We start from the raw sequence: 13372 nt of genomic DNA on the forward strand, positions 1-13372 counted from the left end.
GCTGCAGCGCCTGCTGCTCGGCAGACGAAAGCGCGCCGGACCGCCGCAACACCGCCTTGATCCGGGCCAGCAGCTCCCGCATCCCGAACGGCTTGCTGAGATAGTCGTCTGCGCCGATCTCCAGCGCCACCACCTTGTGCCACTCGTCGGACTTGGCCGTCAGCATGATGACCGGCGTGCGCCAGCGGCGCTGCACCTCCTTGCACAGCTCCGTACCCGGCATATCCGGCAGCATCCAGTCGAGGAGCAGCAGATCGTATGTGTGTCGGGCCAGCAAACGCAAAGCGTCCTCAGCGCTCTCGGCGCGGGTGACGCGACAGCCCTCTTCCTCCAGGAAGGGCGCCACCTCGTCGACGATGCGTCGTTCATCCTCCACCCACAGCAGATTCATGGGATCATTCCTCCTACAGTGATACAATCCTTGTAAAGTGATTATATAGAACGCTGGCCAAATGAGCCAGTCGCCCGCTTTGATCCCGAGCGGCGGTTGCGTTACACTAAGGATAACCAATTTTGTAAGCGAGGTGACGCTTTGATTTTACGGAAGCTGTCCCGCATGGACTATCCGCTGCTCGTCGTACTGTGCGCGCTGGTCGCGATCGGTACGGCGGCGGTCTATACGGCGACGGTAGATACGAAGCTGGACGGTTTGCATTACAGCAATCTGAAGATGTTCGCGGCGTTCTGCCTGCCGATGCTGATCGTCGCTTGCATGGACTACCGGGTGTTGACCGGCAAGCTGGCCTTTATTTCGTATGGGATCGGATTGCTGCTGCTCGTCGCGGTCAAGGTGCAGGGCGAGGTTATTAATGGCGCTGTACGCTGGATCGTGATCAAGGACTTTCAGTTCCAGCCCTCGGAGTTCGTCAAGCTGTCGACGATCCTGATGGCTACGTATTTGCTGCAACGGCGCGGGGGCGAGAAGCTGCGGCTGCTGCGCGATGTGCTGCCGATCGGACTTGTCTTCCTGATCCCCACCTACCTGATCTACGACCAGCCCGATCTCGGGACAGCGCTCGTCTTCGTGGGCATGTTCGCCGGCATGATCTGGATCGGCAATCTGAAGACGATCCACCTGCTCGTCAGCGGGGCGATCCTGACGGGCACGATATGGCTCGGCTACTGGATGCTGCAGACCGAGCATGCGCTGCTCAAGGTCGTCATCAAGCCGCATCAGATGGATCGCATCCTGACGTTCCTCAATCCGGGCAGCGGCGGCGATACGGGCTGGCATGTCGCCAATGCACTACGGGCAATCGCGGTCGGTGGAAGCTTCGGCGACGACGGCTATTATCTGAAGAATGGCTTTATCCCGTACGCCTACTCCGATTCGATCTATGTCGCGATCGCCGAAAATTATGGCTTCGTCGCCTCTGCCATCATGCTGCTATTGTTCTACTTTATGGTGTATCGCATGGTGCTGACGGTACTGGAGAGCCGCGATCTGGCGGGCTCGTACCTGGTCGTCGGGCTGATCTCGATGATTGTATTCCAGGTGTTCGTGAATATCGGCATGCATATCGGTCTGCTGCCGTTGACCGGGCTGTCGCTGCCGTTCATCAGTTATGGGGGGAGCTCGCTGTTCGTCAATATGATCGCCGTCGGCATCGTGCTCAGCGTGGGGATTCATCGCTCCAAGGGCGCCGAAGCCCCTAATTGAAGCTACGCAGTCAAGCGCGATGCGAGCTCCATGCGAGCCTGAATTGCCTTCGAGGCTGAGCCGCCAGCGAGGCTGAAGCAGGCGCTCCATCGCTCGCAGCCCCTCTCTTAAGTCCGGCCCTTTTGACCGGCGTCCGAGTTGTTCGGACGCCGGTTTTTGGTGTGCGCTTCGCACAGTCAAGCCAGGCGCTGGAGCCGACTAACGTATGAGCGAAGGTCTGAGCGAAGCAACAGCTTCGGTTACTTCAAATATGTGCGATGTCGCAATCTTGTTCTATATTCGAGCGCGCAACCGTGCTAGAATTCAGGCTGCTCTCTAATGCCGTGACCGTAGGCCTTTTTAGAGGGCAGCCTGAGAATTTCTAGAGAAGGGAGCGCGCGGTAATGAAAGAGTGGCTGCGGCTGCGGTCCATGAATATGTATCCTCGACTCGTGCTGGGCTTTCTGCTGGTCATTACGCCGATGTATGCGGCAGGACTTTACATGAATGAACAGGGCGCTCGCAGCGTTCGGCACGAGATTTCGCAATCGTTGAAAGCGCGTACGTATTTTTTTATGCAGACCTTCGAGCAGGAGCTGCGCGGCACCTCGCTGCTGCTGAGCGACATGGCGCTCGATACCGATCTGCAAAAGCTCAGCACGATCGCGCCGGCGATGAGCGGCTTCGACCAGATCCAGGCGGTGACGCGACTGCAGAGCAGGATGAGGCTGCTGCAGCATTCGAACCAGTATATTACGCAAGCCCGGGCGTACATCCCGCTGATCGACAAGACGATCGAAGCGACCTCTTACGAGAAGGCGATGACGGAGGAGCAGATCTCCGCGCTCCAGCGCGCCTCGCAGGAGGTCGTGTCGCAATGGGAGGATACGCTGCTGCTCGGGCAGACCTATCCGGACATCCTCCGCGAGGGGAGCCAACCGAGCTTCGCCGTCGGCGTCGCCCTCTCCTCCGACAAGATCGGGCAGGCGCTGCGCCAGCTGGCAGGAGCGGGGGGCGACGCCGTGCTGATCAGCACCGATGCGCGCTGGCAGATCGCCAGCAGCGAGGAGGCGTCCGCGATCGGGCAGCGTCTCGTAACGGAGACAGAGCCGGTGCTGGCCAATGGAGCGCCCAACTCCGGCGTCAGCCGGATGACCATTAACGATCGGCAGCATTGGGTGAGCATCGAGCAGTCGCCCTTCCTCAACGCGATGCTGATCGTCTCCAGCCCGGAGGCGCAGACGACCGGACGGCTTGGCGCGTATCGCTATTTGCTGATCGGCTTGTCCGCCTTTTCGCTGATGGCGGTGGCGCTGTTCTCTTACTGGATCTACCGTCGCTTCCACCAGCCGCTGCACCGCATCGTCCGCGCCTTCCGCAAGGTCGAGCAGGGCAATCTGCAAGTCTCGCTGCAGCATCATCATCGGGATGAATTCCGCTATCTGTACGCCCAGTTCAACCAGATGGTCGAGCAGCTGCAGACGTTGATCGGCGCGGTGTACGAGCAGAAGATCCATGCGCAGCGCTCGGAGCTGAAGCAGCTGCAATCGCAGATCAATCCGCATTTCCTGTACAACAGCTTCTTCACGCTCCATCAGATGGCGGAGGCCTACGACGTGGACAACATTACCCGCTTCACGAGACATCTGGGCGAATACTTCCGCTTCATCACCCGCAGCGCAAGCGACGATGTGACGCTGGCTGCGGAGATGGCGCATGCTCAGGCGTATACGGAGATCCAGTCGATCCGCTTCCACAACCGGATTACGACCGTCTGGGGCGAGCTGCCGGCGGATGTGGAGCGGCTCGCGGTGCCGGTCCTCATCCTGCAGCCGCTCATCGAGAATGCCTTCGAGCATGGACTCGAGCACAAGGAGGCGAACGGGCGGGTGCAGATCATGTGTCGTCTGGAGGGCGACATGCTGCGGATCGCCATCGAGGACAACGGCGATTCGCTCTCCGAGGAGCGCCTACGTCAGCTGCAGCAGGGCTTGAAGCAAACGGCCGGACATGGCAGCGAGGTGACAGGGATGTACAATGTGCATCGGCGCTTGCAGCTGCGCTACGGACCCGATGGTGGACTCGTGCTCGCGCGCAGTGCGCTGGGCGGGCTGCGGGTTGATGTGAGATTGCGATACGGGAAGGAGAGGATAAATCATGATTCGACTATTGATCGTCGATGACGAGCCATTCATCGTGAATGGACTGGCGGACCGCTGCGAGCAGGCGGAGCATCTGGAGCTGGAGGTGTATCGCGCCTATACGCCCTCGGAGGCGCTAAGCTGGCTGGAGAGGGTCAAGATCGATATCGTGCTGTCGGATATCAAGATGCCGGGCATGAGCGGTCTCGAGCTGCAGCGCCGGATCGTCAGGCAGTGGCCGCGCTGCAAGCTGATCTTCCTGACGGGCTATGACGACTTCGCCTACATCCAGGAGGCGACGCGCAGCGGCAGCGTCGACTATATCCTGAAGACCGAGGGCAATGACAAGGTACTGGCCTCGCTCCAGCGAGCGATCGGCCTGCTGCAGGACGAGCTTGAGGTCCATGATCTGATCGCCCGGGCGCAGCAGCAGCTGGAGGCGGCGCTGCCGCAGCTGCAGCGGCAATATGTGCTGGAGCTGCTGCGCTCGGGAGGAACGTCGGCAGCAGCGGTCCGCCGACAGTTCGCCGAGCTGAACATCGGCTTCCACGCCGAGGAGCCCTGTCTCGTCCTGTTGTGTCGGGTCGATGACTGGCATGACCGCTCGGCGTCGGCGGATCGATCGCTGTTCCTGTATGCGATGCAGAATATCGTCGAGGAGTTCCTCCGTCCGGGCGCGCTGACGATGGCGGTCGAGTATGACCGCTCGCGGCTGGTCTGGCTCATCCAGCACCCGCTCGCCGCAGAGCAGGAGCCGACGGAGGAGCAGCGTCGCCGGACGCTGCGATTCGTGCACGGCACATTGGAGCAGATTCAGTCGGCATGTAGGGAGCTGCTGCAGCTGCGCGTCTCCTTCGCGGCGGCGCGCGAGTGGACGCCCTGGGCGGGGATCGCGGCGCGATTCGAGGCGCTGCGGCAGCTGTTCAGCAGCGGCCTCGGCATCGGCAAGGAGACGCTGCTGATCGAGCCGCCGCCGCAGCCTGGCGAGCGGGAGACGGAGCAGCCGCAGCCGGGGACGCCGCTGCTGCGGCCGCGGACGCTGGAGCTGCTGCGCTCCGCGCTGGACCACGGGGAGCGGGAGTCGTTTATGACGCAGCTGACGGAGACGCTGCAGGCGGCGCCGTCCGATGGGGCAGCGTCGCTGCTCGGCCGGATGGAGCTGTACTATGCGCTGGTCGCGCTCTTCTTGCCGTGCGTTGGCCGCCTCCAGCGAGAGGAGCAAAGCGCCGACGAGACGACGGATCTGTCGAAGCTGACGCGGCTGGAGGAGCATGGGAGCTGGGAGGTGGCTTGCGCTTACCTGATCGCTGTCGCGGAGCGAATCTTCGCAGGTCAGGAGCAGGGGCGCAGCGATCAGGAGCATGCGATCGTCGTCAAGGTGCGGCGTTATATCCACGAGCATCTGTCGGGCGATCTGTCGCTCACCCAGCTGGGCGAGGCGGTCGGGCACAATCCGTCGTATCTGTCCCGTCTCTACAAGCAGGCGACCGGCGAAGGGCTATCGGAGACGATCGCCGCCGCGCGTCTTGCCGAGGCCAAGCGTCTGCTGACAGAGACGACGGCGCGGATTCACGAGGTGGCTGCCAGCGTCGGCTTCGTCTCGCCGCCGTATTTTTATCGCTTCTTCAAGAAAGCGACCGATCTGACCCCGCAGGAGTACCGCGATCGGATGAACTCGTAAACAGAAGATAGCGAAGTAAACAGCGTTCAGTAGAGAGCGTTTCCAGCCATCGGCTACAATCGACTTGAAGACATGAGTCCATGAATGTCAGAGAGGGGTTATCGAATTGAAGAACACGAAGCAATGGTCCGGCCTGCTCGCTTGTCTGATGGCGTTGTCCCTGATCCTGGCCGCGTGCGGCAACGATACGAACGAGCCTGACGATGCGCAGGAGCCGTCGCAGGCCGCCGAAGGGCCGGGCGATCCGCTCGGCGCTTACGATCCGCCGATCGATGTCGATGTGGTGCGCTATATCGGCGAGGAAGTGAAGTTCCCGCCGGGCCAGGACATCCACTCGAATGTGTGGGCCTCGCTCTATGAGGAGATGGGCATCCAGGTCAATTACAAGTGGATCGTCACCGGCAGCGAGCAATACGAGTCCAAGCTGAACATCGCGATCGCCTCCAACGATCTGCCGCAGCTGATGCAGGTCAACGAGACGCAGCTGCGCCAGCTGGCCGATGCGGGGCAGCTGGCGGATCTGACCGCAGCCTATGACAATTATGCGAGCGACGATCTGAAGCAGGTGATGTCGCTCGAGCCAGGCGCGCTGAAGTCGGCCATCTTCGACGGCAAGCTGCTGGCGATCCCGTCGACGCAGCCGGTCATCGGCGGCTCGGCGCCGCTGCTCTGGGTGCGCGCCGACTGGATGGAGCAGCTGCAGTTGGATCCGCCGCAGACGATGGAGGATGTAGCTGCGATCGCGCAGGCCTTTGCCGAGGCCGATCTGGGCGGCGGCGGCACGTACGGGCTGGCGCTTAACAAGGATATCGGCGGCAGCGCCTCGTCGGTCGGATTTTTCAACGGCTATGGCGGTTATCCGCGCATCTGGATCGGCGACGGCAACGGCGGCCTCCAGTACGGCAGCATCCAGCCGGAGATGAAGCAGGCGCTGGCGAAGCTGCAGGAGATGTATCAGGCCAAGCTGATCGATCCCGAGTTCGGCGTCAAGGATACGGTCAAAGTGTTCGAGTCGATCACGAGCGACAAGCTCGGCATGATCTTCGGACCAAGCTGGTACCCGGCGTGGCCGTTCTGGGATATGGTCAAGGAGGACGATTCGATCGACTGGGTATCCTATCCGGTGCCGGGCGCGGACGGGGGCAAGGCGACGGTGCAGATGCCATTCGCCGTCTCGCACTATTATGTCGTCAAGAAGGGCTACAGCCATCCCGAGCTGATCGTCAAGCTGGCCAATCTCTACTACGAGAAGCTCTACAGCGAGCGTGCGGAGTTCGACACGTACGGCTCGGTCCTGCAGGATGAAGTGGAGTACGGCGTGAACAAATATTCGCTCGTCGAGGTCGTCAACCCGAACAAGGACCTGATCCGCCAGGAGGAGCTGGAGCAGGCGCTGGCGTCCGGCAGCGACGCAGACATCACGAGCGCCGAGACGCGGCTGATGTTCGCCGAGTTCCAGACGTATCTGAGCGGCGACAATCCGATGGGCTGGGGCGGCTACAAGGCCAACGGTCCGGACGGAGCGATGAAGCAGCTGCGACTGCTGAACGATGAGGGGCATGTCGTCAGCAACGGCTTCGTCGGCGCGCCGACCGAGACGATGGCCGAACGCAAGGCGACGCTCGACAAGCTCGAGCAGGAGACGTTCGTCAAGATTATCCTCGGCGAGGCGCCGCTCGATTCGTTCGACAAGTTCGTCAGCGACTGGAAGAAGCTCGGCGGCGATACGATTACCGAAGAAGTCAACGCGTGGCATCAAGGCAACCAATAATCGATCGCGGATGACAGGAAAGGAGGACGGCCGAATGCTCGGACGCAATTTCCGCCGCCAATGGCCGTTGCATCTGATGATCGTCCCCGGGATTATCATCGTGCTCATCTATAGCTATTGGCCGATGATCGGCATCGCCATGGCCTTCCAGAAGTTCGAGCCGTTCAAGGGACTGTTCGGATCCCGCTGGGTGGGCCTGGACAACTTCCGCTTCGTCTTCGCGCTGCCGGAGACGGGACAGATCATCTGGAACACTGTGTACATCGCTTTTATGAAGATCGCTGCCGGCCTGGTCGTGCCGATCACCGTCGCCTTGCTGCTCAACGAGGTGCGCAGCGAGCTGGTGAAGCGAGGCGTGCAGACGCTGATCTACCTGCCGCATTTCCTGTCTTGGGTTATCTTGGGGGGCATCTTCATCGATATCCTGTCCCCCTCTACAGGCATCGCCAATCAGATCCTCGGCTGGTTCGGGATCGACCCGATCTTTTTCCTGGGCAGCAACAGTTGGTTCCCCTATACGCTGGTAGCGACCGATACGTGGAAGGAGTTCGGCTTCAGCACGATCGTCTATCTCGCCGCGTTGACGGCGATCAACCCGTCGCTGTACGAGGCGGCGATGATCGACGGCGCGAGCCGGTGGAAGCAGACATGGCACATCACGCTGCCCGGGATGCTGCCGATTATTATCCTGCTCTCGACGCTCAGTCTGGGCAATGTGCTCAATGCCGGCTTTGATCAGGTGTTTAATCTGTACAGTCCGATGGTGTACGAGAGCGGCGATATCCTCGACACATTTATCTATCGCATCGGCATGCAAGGGATGCAGTACGGCGTGGGCACAGCGGTTGGTCTGTTCAAGTCTGTCGTCTCGCTGCTCTTCATCGCCGTGTCGTATACGCTCGCTTACCGTTTTGCCAATTATCGCATCTTCTAAGATGAAGCATCGAAAGGGGGCAGCCATATGCAGCGCATCTCGGCGAGCCGCAGGGTGTTCCTTATCTTCAACTATGTCTTCCTGATCGGTGTGGGTCTCCTGTGCCTGCTCCCGATCATCCATATTCTGGCGGTCTCGCTTAGCTCGCGGGGCGCGGCGACTGCCGGAGCGGTCGGGCTATGGCCGGTCGATCTGACCTGGAGCTCCTACCAGTACGTTTTGACTAAGCCGCAATTTCTGACCTCGATGGGGGTGACGGCGCAGCGGGTCGTGCTCGGCACCTCGCTGAGCATGTTCCTGACGCTGATCATCGCTTATCCATTGTCCAAGGAGGCAAGGGTATTCCAGCTGCGGACGTTCTACGCCTGGTTTTTCGTCTTCACGACACTGTTCAGCGGCGGCTTGATCCCGTGGTATATGACGGTCCGCGACACGGGCTTGATCGACAGCATCTGGGCGCTTGTCATCCCTGGCGCGGTGCCGGTGTTTAACGTCATCCTGCTGCTCAACTTCTTCCGCGGACTGCCCAAGGAGCTGGAGGAGTCGTGCTTTATGGATGGCGGCAGCTATTGGAGCAGTCTGTGGCGCATCTACGCGCCGCTCTCCTTGCCGGCGATGGCGACGGTGACGCTATTCACGATCGTGGGGCACTGGAACTCATGGTTCGATGGTCTGATCCTGATGAATACGCCGGAGAAATATCCGCTCTCCTCGTACCTGCAGACGGTGATCGTCCAGGAGAATCTGAACAAGATCAGCGCCGATCAGGCAGCGATGCTGGCCGATGTCTCCAATCGGACGTTCAAGGCGGCCCAAATCTTCGTCGGCTCGCTGCCGATCCTGCTCGTCTATCCGTTCCTCCAGCGCTTCTTCGTCAAAGGCATCGTACTTGGCAGCGTCAAGGAGTAGTTAGGGCGTGTCTGAAAACCCGCTCAGGGGCATCTTTCACCGCCTTTTCGCCCCCTGCTGCGTCACGTTTACTTGACGTACCCCCGGTACGCCTACGCAAACGTTCCTTGCATGGAACGAAAATTCGGCAAAATCTGCTGCCCTCGGAGTATTCAGACACGCCCTAGCCATAGCGTCATGCTAAATCCGCAGCCTGTCCAATAATTGGACGGGTTGTTTTTTGGAGAATACTAGAATTAGACAGGTATCTATTCGATTCCTTCATCGTGTATAATTGAGTTTGCAAGCGCTTTAAATTACATTTTTGGAACTAAGGGGGTGATTCTTTCTTCGAATAATAAGCGGCATACAGCACTGCGATTGCTAACGGCAAGTCAGGGCAGCATGCGTCGGCAGACTGACTTTTATTTTGAAGAGGAGGCTAACAATAATGCGAAACAACAAATGGTTCAAGCAGGTATCGCTGTTCCTGTTGCTGATCGCGCTCGTCTCCACGAGCATGGCTGGAAGCGCGGATGCGGGACTGGCTAGCGGCAGCAAGTTCCTGGGCAATATTATCGCTAATAACCCGCCGTCCAACTTCTCCACATACTGGAATCAGGTCACGCCGGAAAACTCGACCAAATGGGGCGCAGTGGAAGGCACCCGCAATGTCATGAACTGGGGAGGCGCAGATACGGCGTATAATTATGCGCAAACGAACGGCTTCCCGTTCAAGTTCCATACACTCGTCTGGGGAAGCCAGGAGCCTAACTGGGTCAGCGGCTTATCGGCTACGAACCAGCGGGCCGAGGTGCTGCAATGGATCCAGGCGGCCGGTCAACGGTATCCGAATGCCGAGTACGTCGATGTCGTCAACGAGCCGCTGCATGCCAAGCCGTCTTATCGGAATGCGATCGGCGGGGATGGCGTCACTGGCTGGGACTGGGTCATCTGGTCGTTCGAGCAGGCGAGACTGGCGTTCCCTAACGCCAAGCTGCATATTAATGAATACGGAATCATCAGCGATCCGAATGCTGCCGCGCAGTATGTCAACATTATCAATATCCTCAAGAGCAGAGGCCTGATCGACGGCATTGGTATCCAGTGCCACTACTTCAATATGGATACCGTCTCCACGACAACGATGAACAATGTCCTGAATACGCTGGCCGCGACGGGGCTGCCGATCTATGTATCCGAGCTGGATATGACGGGAGACGACAATACTCAATTAGCGAGATACCAGCAGAAATTCCCCGTGCTCTGGAATCACCCTGCTGTCGAAGGAGTTACGCTGTGGGGCTACATCGAGGGACAGACGTGGGCGACCAATACCCATCTGATCCGCAGCAACGGCACCGAGCGTCCGGCCTTGCAATGGCTCAGAACGTACCTGGGCGGTAACCCGGGCAACCCGGGTAATCCAGGCACCGTCACGCAGCTAGCGGACTTTGAGTCCGGCACGGAGAGCTGGAGCGGATCGAACGCGGCAGGCGGGCCATGGTCGACGACGGCCTGGAGCTCCAAGGGCTCGCGCTCGCTGCAGATCGACATCAACATGACCAACGCCAGTCAGCACTATATGTTCAAGAGCGGCAATACGAGCTTCGGCACAGCGACGCAGCTGAAGGCGACGGTCAAAGGCGCGAACTGGGGCAACTATGGCAATGGCCTAGGCGTGAAGCTGTATGTAAAGCATGGCAGCAGCTACGCATGGAAGGACAGCGGCTGGGCCACGATCGGGCAAAACGGAACGATCAACCTTACGCTCGACTTGACGGGCGTGGACAAGGCCAATATCCGGGAATACGGCATTCAGTTCATCGGCGCCAACGGCTCCTCGGGAACAACGGCCGTCTATGTCGATAATGTGTATCTGAATTAAAGAAGTACCGAACTGCCCTCAAAACAAAGCCTACGGTCACGGGATCGATCTTCCGATCGCTGTTGTCCCCAGATTTCTTGACTTTTCACCGCATTAGCGGTTGAAATCCGGGGACTAAACGCTTTCTGAAAGAAAGCGACTTCGTAAGCATAAGCTACGCTTTCTGCAAGAAAGCGACATCGGAAGCATAGGCTACGCTTTCTGCAAGAAAGCGACTTCGTAAGCATAAGCTTCGCTTCTACAGATTCGATCCCGTGCCTCTTCGGCCTTTTGAGGGCAGTCTGAAAGTGTGAAGGAAACAGGAACGACAGGCAACGGGATGACCCGTCGCGGCTTAAAATGATAGATAGGGATCGGCCCGCTCAGAGGTAATCTGGGCGGGCCGTCCCACGTTCGCCCCGTGCGCTATCTGGCGGGTGGGCCGCCCGCCCGACGTCCAGCCTATGGGCTGTCTGGGCCGAGTGGCCTGAATACCGTCCAGCCAGTGGGCTGACTGGGCGGACGGACCGTCGCTCCATAGTGGAGCTCGCCCTGGAGCAGGATCTGCTCGTAGGGGGCGTCGGGATTGGCGATCCGCCACAGCATCCGCTCGACGGCGCGATAGCCTGTCGCCTGCACTGGCAGCAGCGGGCGCGCAACGTCGGGCATGATACCCTGCAGCGCCGGCTCTGGCTCCAGCGCGATCAGCGCATAGTCGTCCGGGATGCGCCGACCGGCGGCGTTGCATGCCGTATACACACGTACGACTGCAGCCTGGACCGCGCAGATCATAGCGGTCGGCCGTACCCGATCGACCGTCTCCAGCCAGCGCCGATTCCAGTGCTCGGCATCGCCATCCATGTCCAACAAGCAGTCCGCTGCGTCGACGTGCAGCCCTGCTGCCTCCAGGGCGGCCACGTACGCCTGCCACCGCACAGTGAAGCCGCGCACGGTATCTGTCGGCCCGACATACATGATGCGTTGGTGTCCCATGGCGACCAGCAGCCGGATGCACTGATGCATGCTGTCGGCGATGTTCCAGATGACGCTGTCCGTTCCCGCCCCGACGGGCGGGAAGTTGAGCATGATGGACGGAATCGGCAGCGCGATCAGCCGTCGCTCCAGCGACTCGCTCAGATTGGGACTGAGGAACAGGCCGTCCGCATAGGTCAGCTCATGCTTCGCCGTCCATTCCTCCCATGCCTGCTCCGTATCCAGCGTATCGGGGACAAATAGCAGCTCGACCTTATGCCCTGCATCGGTCAGCCGCTGCTGCACGCTTTCGAGCAGCGCCTGATGGAGCGCCGACTTCAGACCGACCTGCGACGGCAAGGCGAACAGGAATCGGCGCGACCGATTGGCATAGAGCGGCGTCCGTTCGAACAGCGCGCTGTTCTCCTGCTCCTTGGTCCGATAGCCTCTGCGTCTCGCCAGCTCCTGCACCTGATGGCGCGTCTCCTCCGACATGCCCGGCAGTCCGCGCAGCGCCTTGGACACCGTGTGCGCCGACAGTCCAAGCTCGGCGGCGAGATGCTGGAGCGTTACTTTTTTGGGGTTGGGCATCGTCTCCCACTCCTTCCTCATCCTTCATGAGCGTAACAAAAACGAAACTAAACTGAAGCTTCGCAACATTATATACTAGAAGCAACAAACGTACAATGGAGGCGAACGGAAATGAAAACGGTAACGATGCCGGCGCAGGACGTACCTGTCCGCCATGAGACGGAGGTGCTGGTCGTCGGCGGCGGACCGACAGGGATTGCGGCGGCGATCGCGGCAGCCCGCAATGGAGCAAAGACGTTGATCGTGGAGCAGCGCGGCTATCTCGGAGGGATGGGGACGGTGGCGCTGGTGCCGGCATTCTGCCCTTATACAGATAACGAGAAGCCGGTCATCCGCGGCATCGGCCTGGAGCTGCTGGAGGAGATGAAGCAACGCTGCAGCGAGTCGTATCGGGCTCGCTATGCCCAACAGCTCGACTGGGTGCCGATCGATAGCGAAGCGCTCAAGCTGGTATACGACGATACCGTGCAAGCAAGCGGCGCCGAGGTGCTCTACCATAGCTTCGTCAGTCAGGTAGCGATGGATGAGGCGGGCAAGCGGGTGGAGGGCGTCTTCGTCATGAACAAAAGCGGTCTCTCCTTCATCCGCTGCGACTATGTGATCGACGCGACGGGCGATGCGGACATCGCCGTCCGTGCCGGAGCGGGTTACAGCCAGGGCGGCGAGCAGGGCGAGCTGCAGCCGGGGACGATGTGTTATCTGCTAAACGATGTCGACCGTCAGCGCTTCCGGGCGTATCTGGCAGAGAGCGGCGACACGCATCAGGTGCCGCATGCGGTGCAACGTGCGCAGCTGGCTGGCGATCTGCCGGAGGGACGCAAGGAGGTATCCGGCTTCGCCTGGGTATCAGACAGTCTCGTCGGCGTCAACTTCGGCCATGTGTTCGGC

The 13372-nt window shown here is 60.1% G+C and carries 10 protein-coding genes and 1 pseudogene; 9 read left to right on the top strand and 2 right to left on the bottom strand.

Annotated elements, in window-relative coordinates; all coding sequences use genetic code 11:
* Window positions 1-391 (bottom strand): response regulator transcription factor (locus PA598K_RS38265; RefSeq protein ID WP_260405635.1); only part of this gene is annotated, 391 nt, incomplete at its 3' end.
* A 165-nt stretch (window positions 392-556) separates the two neighbouring features.
* On the opposite strand from PA598K_RS38265, the gene PA598K_RS26750 reads away from it, so the two are divergent.
* From PA598K_RS26750 to PA598K_RS39075, 8 genes and pseudogenes are all read left to right on the top strand, one after another.
* A complete protein-coding gene (locus tag PA598K_RS26750) occupies window positions 557-1660 on the top strand; it encodes an FtsW/RodA/SpoVE family cell cycle protein (protein WP_128659887.1) in 1104 nt (367 codons plus the stop codon).
* 383 nt (window positions 1661-2043) lie between these two features.
* Window positions 2044-3822, top strand: coding sequence for a sensor histidine kinase (locus PA598K_RS26755; RefSeq protein ID WP_260405636.1), 1779 nt, complete (start codon window positions 2044-2046; stop codon window positions 3820-3822).
* Entirely contained in the window at window positions 3797-5461 is a 1665-nt protein-coding gene (locus PA598K_RS26760; RefSeq protein WP_128659882.1) for a response regulator transcription factor, read from the top strand. The genes PA598K_RS26755 and PA598K_RS26760 overlap by 26 nt, the downstream gene beginning before the upstream one ends.
* Before the next feature lie 106 nt (window positions 5462-5567).
* Window positions 5568-7232, top strand: coding sequence for an extracellular solute-binding protein (locus PA598K_RS26765; RefSeq protein ID WP_260405637.1), 1665 nt, complete (start codon window positions 5568-5570; stop codon window positions 7230-7232).
* Window positions 7233-7266: 34 nt separating this feature from the next.
* Window positions 7267-8166 (top strand): ABC transporter permease, encoded by a 900-nt coding sequence (locus PA598K_RS26770; RefSeq protein WP_128659883.1) that lies wholly within the window; start codon window positions 7267-7269, stop codon window positions 8164-8166.
* 27 nt (window positions 8167-8193) lie between these two features.
* Window positions 8194-9075, top strand: a complete 882-nt coding sequence (locus PA598K_RS26775; protein WP_128659884.1) for a carbohydrate ABC transporter permease — start codon at window positions 8194-8196, stop codon at window positions 9073-9075.
* Between the two features lie 430 nt (window positions 9076-9505).
* Window positions 9506-10459, top strand: a pseudogene (locus tag PA598K_RS26780) (endo-1,4-beta-xylanase); the annotation flags it as partial.
* A complete protein-coding gene (locus PA598K_RS39075; RefSeq protein ID WP_376739080.1) occupies window positions 10451-10942 on the top strand; it encodes a hypothetical protein in 492 nt (163 codons plus the stop codon). The pseudogene PA598K_RS26780 and the gene PA598K_RS39075, both read left to right, overlap by 9 nt.
* Before the next feature lie 441 nt (window positions 10943-11383).
* Here PA598K_RS39075 and PA598K_RS26785 read toward each other — a convergent pair whose 3' ends face one another.
* Window positions 11384-12484: a LacI family DNA-binding transcriptional regulator gene (locus PA598K_RS26785; RefSeq protein WP_185602245.1), complete on the bottom strand. Its 1101-nt coding sequence runs from the start codon at window positions 12482-12484 to the stop codon at window positions 11384-11386.
* A gap of 111 nt (window positions 12485-12595) precedes the next feature.
* On the opposite strand from PA598K_RS26785, the gene PA598K_RS26790 reads away from it, so the two are divergent.
* Window positions 12596-13372, top strand: a 777-nt coding sequence (locus PA598K_RS26790; RefSeq protein ID WP_128659886.1) for an FAD-dependent oxidoreductase, incomplete at its 3' end; no start/stop codon positions are given.

The organism is Paenibacillus sp. 598K (assembly GCF_003851045.1).
Classification (GTDB): Bacteria; Bacillota; Bacilli; order Paenibacillales; family Paenibacillaceae; genus Paenibacillus_D.

Coding starts and splice junctions, on each gene's coding strand:
- PA598K_RS26750 (WP_128659887.1), top strand. CDS start 557: ATGGACTATCCGCTGCTCGTCGTACTGTGCGCGCTGGTCGCGATCGGT.
- PA598K_RS26755 (WP_260405636.1), top strand. CDS start 2,044: ATGAAAGAGTGGCTGCGGCTGCGGTCCATGAATATGTATCCTCGACTC.
- PA598K_RS26760 (WP_128659882.1), top strand. CDS start 3,797: ATGATTCGACTATTGATCGTCGATGACGAGCCATTCATCGTGAATGGA.
- PA598K_RS26770 (WP_128659883.1), top strand. CDS start 7,267: ATGCTCGGACGCAATTTCCGCCGCCAATGGCCGTTGCATCTGATGATC.
- PA598K_RS26775 (WP_128659884.1), top strand. CDS start 8,194: ATGCAGCGCATCTCGGCGAGCCGCAGGGTGTTCCTTATCTTCAACTAT.
- PA598K_RS26785 (WP_185602245.1), bottom strand. CDS start 12,484: ATGCCCAACCCCAAAAAAGTAACGCTCCAGCATCTCGCCGCCGAGCTT.